Origin of the sequence: Cellulosimicrobium cellulans (assembly GCF_001722485.1) — a bacterium.
GTDB lineage: Bacteria > Actinomycetota > Actinomycetes > Actinomycetales > Cellulomonadaceae > Cellulosimicrobium > Cellulosimicrobium cellulans_A.
In genome coordinates this window covers 1-15,599 of sequence record NZ_LWGL01000079.1, presented here as the reverse complement: position 1 = coordinate 15,599, position 15,599 = coordinate 1, and the positions used below count along the sequence as shown (strand labels likewise).

Here is a 15,599-nt window from a genome sequence, read left to right as displayed (position 1 = left end):
CCGTGCACCTGGCGGCACCGGCTGCCGACGTCGCCGCCGAGGTCGTGCCGGCGGGCGTGCTGCCCGACGGCGCGCTCGACGTCCCGCCCGACCCGCGCGTCGTCGGCTGGTGGTCGAGCGGTGCGGTGCCGGGGGCGGCGTCGGGCACGGTCGTGCTCGCGGCGCACGTCGACGCGTCGGGGTTCGGCGTCGGCCCGATGGTGCGTCTCGTGGACGCGCCGCTCGGCACGGCCCTGCGGGTCGACGCCGCGGACGGGACGGGCGTGACGTACGAGGTCGTCGAGCGGCGCACGTACCCCAAGAGCGAGGGGATCCCGCGCGACGTGTACCGCGCGGACGGCCCGCACCGGCTCGTCGTCATCACGTGCGGCGGCAGGTTCGACGCCGGCGCGCAGCACTACAGCGACAACGTCGTCCTCGTCGCCGCGGCCGTCGGGGGGTAGTCCGGGGGTACTCGAGAGGTAGGGCTGCCGAACCCGGGTGCGCGCGCGGATACTGGGCCCGTGGCCTCGATCCTCCTGACGACGATGCCGTTCGCCGGGCACGCCCGGCCGGTCCGCGCCGTGGCGGGCGAGCTGGTGCGGCGCGGGCACGACGTCCGCGTGTACACGGGCAGGTCGTACGCCGGCATGGTGGAAGAGGTCGGCGCGCGCGCCGTCCCGTGGGACGCCGCGCCGGACTTCGACGAGCGGGACCTCGCCGCGACGTTCCCCCGGATGCGGGACCGCAAGGGGTTCCGGCAGGTGCTCGTCAACCTCGAGGACCTGTTCCTCGGGACGGCGCCGGCGCAGTGCGAGGACCTGCTCGCCGCCTACGACGCGGAGCCGTGGGACCTGCTCGCCGGCGACCCGATGGTCCTGGGGACGCGGTTTGCCGCCGAGCGGCTCGGCTGCCCGTGGGCGACGGTCTCGCCGGTGGCGGTGTGGCTGCCGGGCAAGGGCATCCCGCCCACGGGGCTCGGTCTCACGCCCGCCACGGGCGTGCTCGGCCAGGTGCGGGACGCGGTCCTGGGCGCGGCGTCCGGTGCCGGGACGGCCCTGCTGACCCGCCGCTACCAGGCGACCCGGCGCGCGGTCGGGCTCGAGCCCGACGGCGAGACGTTCGCGACGATGTGGTACTCGCCGCGGCTCGTCGTCGGGGCGGGGTCGCCCGGCCTCGACTACCCGCGCGAGGACCTGCCCGCCCACGTCCGGTTCGTCGGCGACCTCACCGACGACGGCGTCCCGCGGCCGCCGTCCGTCCTGCCGGACTGGTGGGACGACGTGCTCGGCGCCGACGTCCCGGTCGTCCACGTGACGCAGGGCACCGCCAACGTCGACCCGCGCGACCTCGTCCTCCCGGCGCTCGAGGCGCTCGCGGACCTCGACGTGCTCGTCGTCGTCGGGCTGGGGCACCGCACCGGGCCGCTCCCGGGCCCGCTGCCGCGCAACGCGCGCGTCGCGGCGATGCTGCCGTACGCCGAGCTCCTGCCGCGGACGTCGGTGATGATCACGAACGGCGGCTACGGCGGCGTCCTGCAGGCGCTGCGCCACGGCGTCCCGCTCGTCGTGGCGGGCGGCGACCTGGACAAGCCGGAGATCGCCGCGCGCGTGGGGTGGCACGGCGCGGGCGTGAACCTGCGCACCGGCACGCCGCGCCCGGCGGCGGTCGCGGCCGCGTACGAGGAGGTCGCGCGCGACCCGCGCTACCGCGCGACGGCCGAGCGGCTCGGGGCCGAGCTGCGGTCGCTCGGGGGGACGCGCGCCGCCGCCGACCTGCTGGAGTCGATGCTCCACTGAGGCCGCCGTCCGCGGCGTCGTGGGGCGCGGGTCGCGACCCCGCCGTCCACAGGTCTTGGCATCCGGCGCGTCGGACGGCACACTTACCACGCCGCAGGATCGATCGGTCCTGACTTCCGGGCAGCGGGGGGACGACGACGTATGGACGCTCTGCGGTGGAGCGCGCTCCGCGACGGGGTGTGGCGCGCCGAGGTGGACGGGTGCGCGTACGAGATCCGTCACGACCCCGCGCTCGACACCTTCACGCTCGAGACCAGCGGCCGGACGTGGCGCGCCCTCCCGAGCCTCGAGGTCGCGCAGGAGGTCGCCGGCGTCGCGCACGAGGTGCGCGACAGCGACCGGGCGACGACGCGCTACAAGGTCGTGACCGACTCCGGCGCGGTGCGCGGGGAGGTGTTCGGCGCCGCGGACGACGACGAGGCGGTCCAGGTCCTGCGCGCCCGGCTGCGCGCGGGGAACCTGCCCCTCGCCCCCTTCCGGCTCGTGACCGACGACGGCCGCGTCGTCGGGTCCTGGCAGCGCGCCGTCGAGCTGCGCTGAGCCCGACCGGTCGACCCGACCGGTCAGCCCCGCCGATCGGCCCGACCGATGAGCCGGGCCCGCGCTCGCGGTCGACCTCCGGGAGACCGGCCGCCGGACCACGGCGGCCCCGCAGCGGGAGGACGGACGACATGGGCATCGTGACGACCAGCGCCAGCGTGTCCCTGGACGGGTTCATCGCAGGACCGCAGGGCAGCGGGTTCGAGCACCTGTTCGCCTGGTACGACGCCGGGGACCACGAGTTCCCGAGCGCCAACCCCGACGTGTCGTTCCGGCTGTCCGAGGCCGACCACGCGTACCTCACCGCCACGATGCGGCGCATCGGCGCGCTCGTCGTCGGGCGGCGCCTGTTCGACATGACCGACGGGTGGGGCGGCACCCACCCGCTCGACAAGCCCGTCGTCGTGCTCACGCACGCGGTGCCGCAGGAGTGGGTCGACGCGCACCCGGGCGCGCCGTTCCGGTTCGTCTCCGGCGGGATCGAGGACGCCGTCGCGGCCGGGCACGAGGCGGCGGGGGAGCTCGACGTCGGGGTGAACGCCGGCGAGATGGCGAGCCAGGCGCTCGCGGCGGGCCTCCTCGAGGAGGTGGTGCTCGACGTCGTGCCCGTGCTGCTCGGCGACGGCGTGCCGTTCTTCGCCTCGATCGGCGCGGTGCCGCGGCTGCTCGACGGGCCGGAGATCACGCCGGGCGAGCGTGTGACGCACCTGCGCTTCCGGGTGCGTCCTCTCGACGACCCGTCGCGTTAGCCTGGTTCCCGCCGCGGCGCGCCGACCGCGCGAGCGGCACGGGAACCGCCGCGGGCTCCGCAGCGGCGGGGCCGTCGTGGTGGTCGCGGCAGGACAGCGACACTCCGGAGCGGCACAGTGATCAGGATCGGGATCGTCGAGGACGACCCTGCGAGCGCTCAGCTGCTGGTGGACTACCTGCGCCAGTACGAGCGGGCGCACGACGAGCAGTTCGCGGTGACGACGTTCTCCGATGGCTCGCAGGTGGTCGCCGGCTACCGCGCGGACTTCGACATCCTCCTCGTCGACATGGAGATGCCGGAGCTCGACGGGTTCAGCGCGGCGGAGCGCATCCGCCAGGTGGACCCCGACGTCGTCATCATCTTCATCACCAACATGGCGCAGTACGCGATCAAGGGCTACGAGGTCGACGCGCTGAGCTACATGCTCAAGCCGGTGCCGTACTTCACGTTCTCGCAGGAGATCAAGCGGTCCGTGGCCCGGCTGCGCCGCCGGTCCGCGGACTACCTCCTGCTCGCGGTCGACGGCGGGCTGGCCCGGGTCGCGACCGACGACATCGTCTTCCTGGAGAGCCGCAAGCACCGCACGACCGTGCACACCGTGGACGGCCGGTACTCGGTCGTCGGCCCGCTCAAGGCGTTCGAGGAGCAGCTCGAGGGCAAGAGCTTCTTCCGCAGCAACAGCGGCTACCTCGTCAACCTGCGGCACGTGCTCGGCGTCCAGGGCAACAGCTCCCTGCTCGTCGGCGGGCACGACCTGCAGATCAGCCGGTCCCGGAAGAAGGCGTTCCTCGCCGCGCTCACCGACCACCTCGGGGCGCGGACGACGTGATCCTGGAGACCCTCCCCGACATCCCGCGGGCCATGACCGGCCTCGCCGAGTGGTCCGCCTGCCTCGTGTACGTGCTGCTGCGCCGCCCGCGCCTCACGCGCGGCCGGCTGGTCGCGGTCGCGCTCGTCGCGCTCGGCGTGCTCGTCGGCCTCCAGGAGCTCGCGGACGAGCTGCCGCGGCAGCTGTGGACCGTCGGGATGGCCGCCGCGGTCGCCGGCATGTACGCCTTCATCGTCACGGCCGCGAAGGTGTCGGCGCGCGACGCCGGGTACTTCGCGGCGCGCGCCCTGGTGCTCGCCGAGCTCGTCGCGGCCCTGCACTGGCAGATCCACTGCTTCTTCTTCCTGCCGGACGGGCGCCCCGGCCTCGGGTGGCAGGCCGCGTTCTTCGTGCTGGTCTACGCGGCCGGGTTCGTCGGCGCGTACTTCGTCGAGACGCGGCACTTCCGCCCGGCGCAGGCGCTGGACGTCACGCACGGCGAGCTCGCGTCCGCGGCGGCGATCGCGCTCGTCACGTTCTTCATGAGCAACATCAGCTTCCTCAGCGCCAACACCCCGTTCAGCGGCCGGCTCGGCGCGGAGATCTTCTACATCCGGACCCTGGTGGACTTGTGCGGGTTCGTCGCGCTGTACGCCCAGCAGGGCCAGCGCCTGCAGCACCGGGCGCGCTCCGAGGTGCGGGCCATCGACGAGATGCTGCGCCGCCAGCACGCGCAGTACCTGCAGTCGAAGCGCAGCATCGAGATCGTCAACCGCAAGTACCACGACCTCAAGCACCAGATCGGGGTCATCCGGGCGGAGGCCGACCCGCACCGGCGCGCGTCCTACCTCGACGACCTCGAGGCGAGCGTCTCCGGGTACGCGGCGCAGGCGGACACCGGCAACGTCGTCCTCGACGTCATCCTCACGACCAAGAGCCAGGAGTGCGCCGCGCGCGGCATCGACCTCACGTACGTGGTGGACGGCGCGGCGGTCGACTTCATGTCCGCGATGGACGTGTCCGCGGTGTTCGGCAACGCGCTCGACAACGCGATGGACGGCGTGCTCGCGGTCCCGGACCCGGAGCGCCGTCTCATCAAGGTCGCGCTGTACGCGCGGGACCGGTTCGTGCTGCTGACGTTCGAGAACTACTTCACGGGCGAGCTGCGCACGGAGGACGGCGACATCGTGACCCGCCGGGCCGACCGCACGCGGCACGGGTACGGGCTCAAGTCGATCCGGTACACCGCGGAGAAGTACGGCGGTTCGATGACGGTGAACGTGGAGGACGACTGGTTCATCCTGCGCGTCCTGCTGCCGCTCCCGGAGGACCGGGCGTCCGGGCCGCGCGTCCCGGCGGGACGGGGCCGATGACCTCGGCGGCTCGAGGCCGGTGACATCTCCGCGCGGGACCGACGTCCTCCCGGACGACCGATCGTGCGCCCGGAGCGACCGATCGTGCGTCCCGCCGGGGCGAGGGGCCCGGTGCGCGCTTGTCTGGCCTCGGCCCCTCCTGCCTGCACCGACGTCGGCACCAGGCGGCCACCCCACGACCGTGTTCGAAGGAGAGACCCCTCGTGAGCAGCAGAGCGGCGAAGAGGCCGATGTCCAACAAGAAGTTCTTGTCCATCTGGATCCCGGTGCTGGGATTCGTCCTGGTGCTCGCCGTCACCGCGAACATCCTGCTCGGCGTGTTCTCCAACTGGGTGTCGTCGCAGCTGGGGACCGGCACCACCACGGTGACCAACGCCGAGGGCACCGAGGACTGGGACACCACGTACGAGGAGGCGGACCACGCGACGGCCGAGGAGGCCGAGGCCGCCGCCGACCAGCTGGTGCAGGACATCGCCGCCGAGGGCATCGTGCTGCTGAAGAACGAGGCCGCGGCGCTGCCGCTGGGTGACGCCCCGCGCGTCACGCTGCTGGGCCGCACGGCCGCCGACCCCGTCTACGGCGGCTCGGGCTCCGGCTCCACCGACACCAGCACGGCGGTGAACTTTCTCGACGGTCTGCAGAACGCGGGCGTCGAGGTCAACGAGACCGTGTACGGCGAGCTCGAGACGTTCGCGAAGGACGCCCCGAAGACGAACATCGTCATGGACAAGCCGGCCGAGTCCGTCTACGACATCGGCGAGATGCCGGTCGCGAACTACTCGGACGACGCCCGCGCGAGCTTCGCGGACTACTCCGACGCCGCGGTGGTCGTCATCGGCCGCGCCGGCGGCGAGGGCGGCGACCTGGCCACCTCGATGGAGGGCTGGGACGACAACTACGAGCCCGGCCAGCACCAGCTCGAGCTGAACAAGGACGAGAAGGACCTCCTGGCGATGGCCAAGGAGAGCTTCGAGACCGTGGTCGTCGTCGTCAACGCGTCGACGAGCATGGAGCTCGGCCCCGTCCAGTACGACGCCGGCATCGACGCGATCCTGCAGATCGGCTCCCCCGGCCAGAGCGGACTCAACGCGCTCGGCGAGGTGCTCACCGGTGAGGTGAACCCGTCCGGCCGCACGGTCGACATCTACGCGGCGGACTTCACCGCCGACCCGACCTTCGTGAACTTCGGCTCGTACCAGTACGAGAACATCGACGGCCTCGGCACCGACGAGGGCCGCGGCGTCGACGGCGGTGCGTACTTCGTCCAGTACGAGGAGGGCATCTACGTCGGCTACCGGTACTACGAGACGGCTGCCGTCGAGGGCTTCATCGACTACGACGAGGCCGTCGTCTACCCGTTCGGCTACGGCCTGAGCTACACGACGTTCTCGCAGGAGGTCACCGGGCAGCAGCTCGGCGAGGTCGACGGCGAGATCTCCGTCGACGTCGAGGTCACCAACACGGGCGACGTCGCGGGCAAGCAGGTCGTGCAGCTCTACTACTCGGCCCCCTACACCCCGGGCGGCATCGAGAAGTCCTCGGTCGTGCTCGGCGCGTTCGCCAAGACGAACGTCCTCGAGCCCGGCGCCTCCGAGACCGTGACCCTCAGCCTCGCGGTCGAGGACATGGCCTCGTACGACTACGAGGGTGCGAAGGCGTACGTGCTCGAGGCGGGCGACTACGCGCTGACGGTGCAGACCGACTCGCACACCGTCGCGCCGGGCACCGCGCCGATCACCTACACGGTCGACGAGACGGTCACGTACTCGGGCGACGACCACCGCGCCTCCGACGAGACGGCCGTCACGAACGCGTTCGACGACGTCAACGCGGCGTTCGTGGACACCGCCGAGGAGGGCAAGATCCTCAACATGTCCCGCGCGGACTTCGCCGGGACCTTCCCGACGGCGCCCACCGGGGCCGACATGGTCGCGTCCGAGGAGACCGTCGCCGCGTTCGGCAAGTACGACGCCGCAGCGGTGAACGCCGAGTCCGACGCCGAGATGCCGACGCAGGGCGCCGAGGGCGACCTGGGCCTGATCGACATGCGCGGCCTCGACTACGACGACCCGCAGTGGCAGGAGCTGCTCGACCAGATCTCCGTCGAGGAGATGACGAGCGTGATCCTCAACGGTGCCTACAACACCGGGGCGATCAACTCGATCGTCAAGGAGGTCACGGGCGACTACGACGGCCCCGCCGGCTTCAGCTCCTTCATCAACGACGCGATCTCCGGCGTGGCGTACCCGTCCGAGGTGCTGCTCGGCCAGACGTGGAACGTCGAGCTGGCCGAGGCCATGGGCGTCTCGATCGGCAACGAGGCGCTGACGCTCGACGCCAACGGCTGGTACGCGCCGGCGGTCAACCTGCACCGCTCCCCGTTCGCGGGCCGCAACTTCGAGTACTACTCGGAGGACCCGGTGCTGTCGGGCGAGATGGCGACGGCCGTCGTCGAGGGTGCCGCCAGCAAGGGCGTGTACACCGCCATGAAGCACTACGCGCTCAACGACCAGGAGACCAACCGCATCAACCACGGTGTGGCGACCTGGGCCAACGAGCAGGCGATCCGCGAGATCTACCTCAAGGCGTTCGAGCTCCCCGTCAAGAACGCGACGGTCGAGATCGAGTTCATCGCCGACGACCAGGGCACGGTCGAGACCCGCGAGATGCGCGCCTCCACCGCGATGATGAGCTCGTTCAACCGGATCGGGAACACGTGGGCGGGCGGCTCCGTGGCCCTCATGGACACGGTCCTGCGCGACGAGTGGGGCTTCCGCGGGTTCGCGATCACGGACTTCAACCTGTACGAGTACATGTACCCGGACCAGGCGATCCGCGCGGGCTCCGACCTCATGCTCACCTTCCAGCCGATGAAGGTGCTCGAGGACACGACGTCCCCCGCGGCCGTGAGCAACATCCGCACGGCGACGCACAACATCCTCTACACCGTCGCGAACTCCAACGCGATGAACGGGATCGCGTCCGGCGCGACCCTCGACTACACGCCGCCGACCTGGCGCTACGTGCAGATCGCGGTCGACGTCGTGCTCGGCATCCTGCTGGTGCTGGGCGTGGTGTGGGTCGTGCGCCGGGTGCGCCGTCGCCGCGAGGCGGAGGCGGCCGAGGCCGCCGAGGCCGAGAGCGCCGCCGCCACGCCGGCGGAGGCCGCCACCGAGGACGCCGACGAGGTCAGCACGCGCTGACCCGTCCCTACCTGCGGCACCCGGCCGGCTCGCACCGCGCGAGCCGGCCGGGGGCCCGGCCCGCCACACCCGTGCACCACCCCGCACACCCGAGGACACGCGCGTCATGATCGAGAAGCTGACCCTGCTGGAGAAGGCCGCCCTGCTGACCGGCAAGACGGTCTGGGAGACCCACGACCTGCCGCGCCACGGGGTGCGGTCCCTGTGGCTGGCCGACGGCCCGCACGGGGTCCGCAAGCAGACCGGGGCGGCCGACCACCTCGGCATCGCGGAGTCGCAGCCGGCGACCTGCTTCCCGACGGCCGCGGCGGTCGCGAACACCTGGGACCCCGAGCTCGCCGAGGAGGTCGGGCGCGCGCTCGGCGCCGAGGCCGCGGCGCAGGACGTCGACGTGCTGCTCGGCCCGGGCCTGAACATCAAGCGCTCGCCGCTGGGCGGGCGCAACTTCGAGTACTTCTCCGAGGACCCTCTGCTGTCCGGCAAGCTGGCCGCGGCCCTGGTGCGGGGCGTCCAGTCGACGGGCGTCGCCGCCTGCCCCAAGCACTACGCGGCGAACTCGCAGGAGCTCGTCCGGATGGCCTCGGACTCCGTGGTCGACGAGCGGACGCTGCGCGAGGTCTACCTGTCGGCGTTCGGCATCGTCGTCACCGAGGCCCGGCCGCGCACCATCATGTCGGCCTACAACAAGGTCAACGGCACCTACGCGCACGAGGACCCGTTCCTGCTGCAGCAGGTGCTGCGCGACGAGTGGGGCTTCGACGGGGCGGTCGTGTCCGACTGGGGCGGCTCGAACGACGTCGTCGCCGCGGCGGCCGCCGGCGGCACCCTCGAGATGCCCGCCGCGGGGCTCGACTCCGCGCGCCAGCTCGTGGCCGCCGTCCGCTCCCGCCGGCTCGCCGAGGCCGACCTGGACGCCCGGGCCGCCGAGGTGCTGCAGCTCGTGGCCGACGCGCGCGAGCCCGGCACGGCGCCCGTCGTGGACCCGGCTGCGCAGCACGCGCTTGCGCGCCGCGTCGCCGCACGCTCCGCCGTCCTGCTCAAGAACGACGACGCGCTCCTGCCGCTCGCCGCCGGGACGCGCGTCGCGGTGATCGGCGACTTCGCGCGCACGCCGCGCTACCAGGGCGCCGGTTCCTCGGCCGTGAACCCGACCCGCCTGGACTCCGTGCTCGACGTGATCGGCGAGTCCGGGCTGACGATGACGACGTTCGCCGCCGGCTTCCGGCGCGACGGTACGCCCGACGCCGCCCTGCAGGCCGAGGCGCTCGAGGCCGCGCGTGACGCGGACGTCGCCCTGCTGTTCCTCGGCCTGGACGAGATCGCCGAGTCCGAGGGGATGGACCGCTCGACGCTCGCGCTGCACGCGGCGCAGACCGAGCTGCTCGCGGCGGTCGCCGCGGTGAACCCCCGCACGGTCGTGGTGCTGTCCGCCGGCGGCGTCGTCGAGATGCCGTGGCTCGCCTCGGCCCGGGCCCTCGTGCACGGCCACCTGGCCGGCCAGGCCGGCGCGGGCGGCCTGCTCGACGTCCTGACCGGCGCGGTGAACCCCGCCGGCCGCCTCGCCGAGACGGTGCCCGTCCGGCTCGCCGACACCGCCACCGCCCGCACCTTCCCGGGGCAGCAGCGCACCGCGGAGTACCGCGAGGGGCTGTTCGTCGGCTACCGGTACTACACGACGGCCGGCGTGCCGGTGACGTTCCCGTTCGGGTTCGGCCTGTCGTACACGACGTTCGCGTACGGCGACCTCACGGCCACGCCCGACGCCGCGACCGTGACGGTGACGAACACCGGTGCCGTCGCGGGCGCCGACGTCGTGCAGGTGTACGTGTCCCGCACGTCGCCCGGTGTCCACCGCCCGGTGCGCACGCTCGCCGGGTTCGCCCGCGTCGAGCTCGCGCCCGGGGAGGCGCGCACCGTGACCGTCCCGCTCGGCGACGCCGCGTTCCGCCACTGGGACGTCGTGACCGGGGCGTGGCAGGTCGAGCAGGGCACGTGGCAGGTGCTGGCCGGTGCGCACGTCGACGACCTGCCCCTCTCGGCGGACGTCGAGCTCGTCGGCACGGTCCCGGCCCGCACCGAGGACCTGCCGAAGCGCTACCTCACGGGCGACGTCCAGGACGTGCCGGACGAGGACTTCGTCGCGCTGCTCGGCCGCCCTCTGCCCGCCGCGGCGTGGTCGGGACCGCTCGGGGTGAACGACACGCTCGGCCGCATGCGGACCGCGCGCAGCCCGCTCGCGCGGCTCGCGTACCGGGTCCTGGCGCTCCTGCGCGACCGCGCCGACCGCCGTGGCAAGCCCGACCTCAACATCCTGTTCCTGCTCAACATGCCGTTCCGCGCCATCGGGAAGATGACCAACGGGATGGTGAGCGCCGAGATGGTGGACGGGATCGTCCGCATCGTCAACGGCCACTTCGTCAGCGGCGCCGGGGCCACGGTCCGCGGGTTCGTCCGCAACCTCCGCGCCAACCGTGCCACCTCCCGCCAGCTGCGCGGCGACGCCTGACCTCCGGAAGAGAGCCCCTCGCATGTTCACCCGACTCAAGGACGCCTGGCGCCGCTTCGCCGAGAAGCGCCCGGGGACCGCCCAGTTCGTCGTCTTCTTCCTCCTGAGCAACGGCATCACCGTCCTGCAGCTCGCCCTGATGCCGCTCATCAAGTGGCTGTTCGGCATGACGCCGCTGGTCGACACGGACTTCCAGGTCTGGCCGATCGGGTCCAACCCCGACGGTTCGCAGTACTTCGTCTTCGACTACGCGGCGGGCCCGTTGCCGGGCGGCGGCGGTGGGCTGGCATACTTCCTGGCCGTGCAGATCACGCTGTTGATCGCCCAGGTGATCAACTTCTTCGCCCAGCGCAACATCACCTTCAAGTCGAACTCGTCCGTCGCCAAGGCCGCGACCTGGTACGCCATCGCGTACGTCGTCATCACCCTCGTGGCCGCCGCGCTGCAGGGCCTGTACAAGACGCCGATCTACGACCTGTTCATCGAGACGTGGGGCCTCGGCGGCACGGGGGAGACCCTCGCCGACGTCGTGACGATGATCATCAACGCGGCGATCTCGTTCTGGGTCTTCTTCCCGATCTTCAAGGTCATCTTCAAGACCGAGCCCACCGAGGACGGCGAGCCCGCCGCCGCGACCGTCGGCAGGACGGCGTGAGCGCGGTCCTCGAGTCGCCGCTCGGCGCCCGCCGGCCGGGCACGACGACGCAGGCGCCGGTCGCCGAGCCCGTCCTGTCGGTCATCGTCCCCGCGTACAACGCCGAGGGGTATCTCGACCGCTGCCTCGACTCGCTCGTCGACGCGGGCCCGGACGTCCAGGTCCTGGTCGTCGACGACGGGTCCACCGACGGCACCGCCACGCTCGCCGAGCGCTACGCCCGGGCGCACCCCGGCGCTGTCGAGGTCGTGCGCAAGGCCAACGGCGGGCACGGCTCCGCGATCAACGCGGGACTGGCCCGCGCCCGCGGCCGGTACGTCAAGGTCGTCGACAGCGACGACTGGCTCGACCGCGACGCGTTCGCGCGGGTCCTCGAGACGCTCCGCGGCTTCCGCGCGAACACCGACGTGGACCTCCTGGTCAGCAACTACGTGTACGAGAAGGCCGGCAAGCGCCGCAAGGTCGCCGTGCGGTACCGCAACGCGCTGCCGCGCGACCGCGTGTTCACGTGGAGCGACACCCGCCGCTTCCGCAAGCGGCAGTACCTGCTCATGCACTCGATGATCTACCGCACCGAGCTGCTGCGGGAGTACGGCCTGCGACTGCCGGAGCACACGTTCTACGTCGACAACCTCTACGCGTTCGAGCCGCTCGCACGCGTGCGCACGGCGTACTACCTCGACGTCGACCTGTACCGGTACTTCATCGGCCGCGAGGACCAGTCGGTGCACGAGGCAGTCATGCTGCGCCGCCTCGACCAGCAGCTGCGCGTGAACTGGCTCATGCTGCGCCACCTGCAGTCCACGCCCGTGACGGACCGACGGCTGCACGACTACCGCCTGCACTACGCGCGCATCATCTGCGCCGTCTCGTCGATCCTGCTCATCCGCTCCGGGACGCGCGCGGCGCTCGAGGAGAGGGACCAGCTCTGGCGCGAGCTGCGCCGCGAGGACCCGACGCTCTACCGCCGCCTGCGCTGGAGCGCGCTCGGGCAGCTGAGCAACCTGCCCGGCGCCGCCGGCCGGCGCGTCTCGGTGATGGCCTACCGCGTGGCGCAGCGGGTCGTCGGGTTCAGCTGACGCCCGACGCCTGACGGGCCTGCTGGCCGCGAGCGATGCGCTCCCGCTCGAGTGATGCGCTCCTGGACGCATCACTCGAGCGGGAGCGCATCACTCGGCTGGGGTGGTGGGGGAGCAGCAGCCGTCGGCGCAGCCGGTGCCCTGGGCGCGGTCCGCGTCGTCGTGCCCGACGAGCGCGGCGACCGGCGTGCAGCACGCGTCGCCGCGCCACGCCTCGACGCCCTCCCGGACGGCGAAGCCCGCGATGACGAGCGCCGCGAGCGGGTCCGCCCACGTCCACCCCAGCGTCGAGCTGAGCACGAGCCCGACGAGGAGCACGGCCGACAGGTAGGTGCAGACGAGCGTCTGCTTCGAGTCGGCGACGGCGGACGCGGAGCCGAGCTCGCGACCGGTGCGCCGCTCGAACCACGACAGGAACGGCATGACGGCGAGGCTCACCGTCGCGAGGACGATGCCGACGGTCGAGTGGTCCGGCTCGGACGCGCCGAGGAGCGTGCGGACGGCGTCGACCGTGACGAACAGCGCGAGGCCGAAGAACGACAGCGCGATGACCCGCATGGCGGTGCGCTCGCGCCGGTGCGGGTCGGGCGCGGCGAACTGCCACGCGACGGCCGCGGCGGAGAGCACCTCGACGATCGAGTCGAGCCCGAAGCCGACGAGCGCCGCGGACGACGCGACGCGGCCAGCGGTGATCGCGACGACCGCCTCGACGACGTTGTAGGCGATGGTCGCGCCGACGACCCAGCGGATCCGCCGCTCGAGGACGGCGCGACGGTCGGGGAGCAGCGGGCGCGGCCCGAGCGACAGGGAGGTCACGAGCAGGTGCATCCTTCCGGGGCGCAGCACGTCGGGTCGACGGCGACGACGAGCCGCAGGAGGTCGTCGAGCGCGGGCGCGAGGTGGGGGTCGGCGAGGCGGTACCAGGTGCGGCGGCCGTCGGGGATCGCCTCGACGAGGCCGCAGCCGCGCAGGCACGCGAGCTGGTTCGACATCACCTGGCGCGAGACGCCGAGGGCGTCCGCGAGGTCGGACGGGTAGGCGGGGGCTTCCCGCAGCGCGAGCAGGATGCGGCTGCGCGTCTCGTCCGACAGCGCGTGCCCGAGCCGTGCGAGCGCGGCGGTGTGCGTGAGCGTGACCGTCTCGACCATACGGACGACAGTACACGGAACCGTGAATTCACGACGCCGTGGATCGTCGAGGATCTCGCACCGCGATGCCGGGACGACGACGTGCAACTCGGGGGTTGCTATCTGGTGGACCGGGTGCAACTCTGGAGTTGCACTCGAGAGCAGCACCCGATCCGCACGATCCCGAAAAGGAGCACGACCATGACCACGATCAACGAGCCGGCCGTCGTCGACGAGGAGACGTTCACGGTGACCCGCACGGTCCGCGTCCAGGCGAGCGTGGAGCGCGTGTGGGCGGCCCTCACGCAGGAGGAGCTCATCAGCCAGTGGTTCGGCCAGCGCACGTCGCTGCCCGACCTGCGCGTCGGCGGGGAGGGGACGTTCAGCTGGGACGACAACCCCGACCTGCCGGTCCGCATCGAGGAGTACGACGAGCCGTCGGTGTTCGCGTTCCGGTGGAGCGCGCCCGCGGGCGAGACGCTGCGCGCGGACAACTCGACCGTCGCGCGGTTCACGCTCGTGCCCGACGGCGAGGGCACCGTCCTCACCGTCGTCGAGACCGGCTTCGAGCACCTCGCGGACGCACGCGCCGCGCTCGAGGACCACCGGCAGGGCTGGACGAGCGAGCTCGACGAGCTCGTCGCGGTCCTCGAGGGGGCGCCCGTCCCCCCGGCGGGGGCGCCGGCGTGAGCACTCCCGCACCGCAGGCGCTGACCCCCGTGTTCGCGGCGCTCGCCGACGACACCCGGTGGCGCATCCTCACCGAGCTCGGCACGGCCGACCTGTCGGCGTCCGGCCTGGCCGACCGCCTGCCGGTCAGCCGGCAGGCGATCGCCAAGCACCTCGCGGTGCTCGCCGACGCCGGGCTCGTCGAACCGTTCCGAGCGGGGCGCGAGGTGCGCTACCGGGCGCTCGGGGCCCGTCTCAGCGAGACGGCGCGCGCGCTCGACGCGATCGGCGCGGCGTGGGAGCGGCGTCTCGACGCGATCCGGCGCATCGCCGAGTCGTCCGGGGCGTCGGAGGCGTCCGGCTCGTCGGAGTAGCGCCACGACGTCGACCCGTCCGTCGCGACGTCGGCCTCCCGGAGGCCGGCCGCGCGACGGGCGGGTCGATCTCGTGCCCGGTGCGGACGCGGCACCGGGCGGCGTCGTCAGACATCGAGCGGTCCCCGCACCACGGAGTCGCCCGAGTGGGCCGGGTCGCCGTCGAAGTGCTCCTCGGAGACGTCGACGACGGGGAACGCCGCGAGGTCCAGGCCGTCGGGGACGTCGAAGCGCCCCTCGGAGCCCTCGAGCACGCCGAGGCTCACGAGCCCGCTGACGTCCTCGGCGAGCAGCCACACCTCGCGGTACGTGCCCTCGGGCGCCGGGGCGTCGAGCGACACGACGACCTGCCGCCGCCCGTCCGGGCTCTCCTCGACGCGCGCCTGCCCGCTCGCGCCCGCCCAGTCGGGCAGGGCCTCGAGGTCGGCCGTCGCGACGGTCGTCTCGGGCGGCTCGGCCTCCCGGCGCTCCCACCAGACGCCGCCCGCGACGCCCAGGACGAGCGCGAGGCACGCCGCGGCCGCCACCGGCAGCCAGGCGCGCGGCCGGCGCGACGCCAGCGGCACGACGCTCGCCCCGGTGTGCGGCAGGTCGGGCGTCGGCTCGCGGTCGGCCGGCAGAGGCGCGGTCTCCGCACGTGCCGGTGCGGCCGGTGCGGCCGTCTCGTCGGCCTCCGTCGGCCCGACCCCGACCTCCGCCGCGAGGCCGAGCTCGTCGCGCACGGCCTCCCAGACGC

15 protein-coding genes are annotated in these 15,599 nt (G+C 72.9%); 12 read left to right on the top strand and 3 right to left on the bottom strand.

Annotation, left to right across the window (positions count from 1 at the left end; all coding sequences use genetic code 11):
- From JZ5iCDA_RS18850 to JZ5iCDA_RS10170, 10 genes are all read left to right on the top strand, one after another.
- On the top strand, positions 1 to 443 hold a 443-nt coding region (locus tag JZ5iCDA_RS18850; RefSeq protein ID WP_171905346.1), incomplete at its 5' end, for a class F sortase.
- A gap of 60 nt (positions 444 to 503) precedes the next feature.
- On the top strand, positions 504 to 1,778 hold the full coding sequence (locus JZ5iCDA_RS10210) for a glycosyltransferase (RefSeq protein WP_083259876.1): 1,275 nt from the start codon (positions 504 to 506) through the stop codon (positions 1,776 to 1,778).
- Positions 1,779 to 1,919: 141 nt separating this feature from the next.
- Positions 1,920 to 2,318, top strand: a complete 399-nt coding sequence (locus tag JZ5iCDA_RS10205) for a hypothetical protein (protein WP_069387072.1) — start codon at positions 1,920 to 1,922, stop codon at positions 2,316 to 2,318.
- Positions 2,319 to 2,449: 131 nt separating this feature from the next.
- Positions 2,450 to 3,067: a dihydrofolate reductase family protein gene (locus tag JZ5iCDA_RS10200; protein ID WP_069387071.1), complete on the top strand. Its 618-nt coding sequence runs from the start codon at positions 2,450 to 2,452 to the stop codon at positions 3,065 to 3,067.
- A gap of 117 nt (positions 3,068 to 3,184) precedes the next feature.
- Complete coding sequence (locus JZ5iCDA_RS10195) at positions 3,185 to 3,898, top strand: LytR/AlgR family response regulator transcription factor (RefSeq protein WP_069387070.1); 714 nt, start codon at positions 3,185 to 3,187, stop codon at positions 3,896 to 3,898.
- Positions 3,895 to 5,250, top strand: coding sequence for an ATP-binding protein (locus tag JZ5iCDA_RS10190; RefSeq protein WP_069387069.1), 1,356 nt, complete (start codon positions 3,895 to 3,897; stop codon positions 5,248 to 5,250). The genes JZ5iCDA_RS10195 and JZ5iCDA_RS10190 overlap by 4 nt, the downstream gene beginning before the upstream one ends.
- A gap of 203 nt (positions 5,251 to 5,453) precedes the next feature.
- Positions 5,454 to 8,453 carry a glycoside hydrolase family 3 protein gene (locus JZ5iCDA_RS10185; RefSeq protein ID WP_253182044.1) on the top strand — a complete coding sequence of 1,000 codons (3,000 nt, stop codon included), beginning with the start codon at positions 5,454 to 5,456 and terminating at the stop codon, positions 8,451 to 8,453.
- Between the two features lie 106 nt (positions 8,454 to 8,559).
- Positions 8,560 to 10,959, top strand: coding sequence for a glycoside hydrolase family 3 C-terminal domain-containing protein (locus JZ5iCDA_RS10180; protein ID WP_069387067.1), 2,400 nt, complete (start codon positions 8,560 to 8,562; stop codon positions 10,957 to 10,959).
- A 22-nt stretch (positions 10,960 to 10,981) separates the two neighbouring features.
- The gene (locus JZ5iCDA_RS10175) at positions 10,982 to 11,614 is read left to right on the top strand and encodes a hypothetical protein (protein ID WP_069387066.1); all 633 of its coding nucleotides are present in this window, start codon (positions 10,982 to 10,984) and stop codon (positions 11,612 to 11,614) included.
- Entirely contained in the window at positions 11,611 to 12,693 is a 1,083-nt protein-coding gene (locus JZ5iCDA_RS10170) for a glycosyltransferase family 2 protein (RefSeq protein ID WP_083259875.1), read from the top strand. Before JZ5iCDA_RS10175 ends, JZ5iCDA_RS10170 begins: the two co-directional genes overlap by 4 nt.
- 90 nt (positions 12,694 to 12,783) lie before the next feature.
- On the opposite strand, the gene JZ5iCDA_RS10165 is transcribed toward JZ5iCDA_RS10170, so the two are convergent.
- On the bottom strand, positions 12,784 to 13,509 hold the full coding sequence (locus tag JZ5iCDA_RS10165) for a cation diffusion facilitator family transporter (protein ID WP_253182043.1): 726 nt from the start codon (positions 13,507 to 13,509) through the stop codon (positions 12,784 to 12,786).
- Positions 13,506 to 13,841 (bottom strand): ArsR/SmtB family transcription factor, encoded by a 336-nt coding sequence (locus JZ5iCDA_RS10160; RefSeq protein WP_069387064.1) that lies wholly within the window; start codon positions 13,839 to 13,841, stop codon positions 13,506 to 13,508. Before JZ5iCDA_RS10160 ends, JZ5iCDA_RS10165 begins: the two co-directional genes overlap by 4 nt.
- A 180-nt stretch (positions 13,842 to 14,021) precedes the next feature.
- Between JZ5iCDA_RS10160 and JZ5iCDA_RS10155 the strand changes: the two genes are divergently transcribed.
- Together JZ5iCDA_RS10155 and JZ5iCDA_RS10150 are read left to right on the top strand one after the other, a co-directional pair.
- Positions 14,022 to 14,510 (top strand): SRPBCC domain-containing protein, encoded by a 489-nt coding sequence (locus JZ5iCDA_RS10155; RefSeq protein WP_069387063.1) that lies wholly within the window; start codon positions 14,022 to 14,024, stop codon positions 14,508 to 14,510.
- Positions 14,507 to 14,863, top strand: a complete 357-nt coding sequence (locus JZ5iCDA_RS10150; protein ID WP_069387062.1) for an ArsR/SmtB family transcription factor — start codon at positions 14,507 to 14,509, stop codon at positions 14,861 to 14,863. The genes JZ5iCDA_RS10155 and JZ5iCDA_RS10150 overlap by 4 nt, the downstream gene beginning before the upstream one ends.
- Positions 14,864 to 14,970: 107 nt before the next feature.
- Here the strand turns inward: JZ5iCDA_RS10150 and JZ5iCDA_RS10145 are convergent.
- Positions 14,971 to 15,599: anti-sigma factor (locus JZ5iCDA_RS10145; protein WP_069387061.1), on the bottom strand; the 629-nt coding region annotated here is incomplete at its 5' end.

Coding starts and splice junctions, on each gene's coding strand:
- JZ5iCDA_RS10205 (WP_069387072.1), top strand. CDS start 1,920: ATGGACGCTCTGCGGTGGAGCGCGCTCCGCGACGGGGTGTGGCGCGCC.
- JZ5iCDA_RS10200 (WP_069387071.1), top strand. CDS start 2,450: ATGGGCATCGTGACGACCAGCGCCAGCGTGTCCCTGGACGGGTTCATC.
- JZ5iCDA_RS10180 (WP_069387067.1), top strand. CDS start 8,560: ATGATCGAGAAGCTGACCCTGCTGGAGAAGGCCGCCCTGCTGACCGGC.
- JZ5iCDA_RS10175 (WP_069387066.1), top strand. CDS start 10,982: ATGTTCACCCGACTCAAGGACGCCTGGCGCCGCTTCGCCGAGAAGCGC.
- JZ5iCDA_RS10160 (WP_069387064.1), bottom strand. CDS start 13,841: ATGGTCGAGACGGTCACGCTCACGCACACCGCCGCGCTCGCACGGCTC.
- JZ5iCDA_RS10155 (WP_069387063.1), top strand. CDS start 14,022: ATGACCACGATCAACGAGCCGGCCGTCGTCGACGAGGAGACGTTCACG.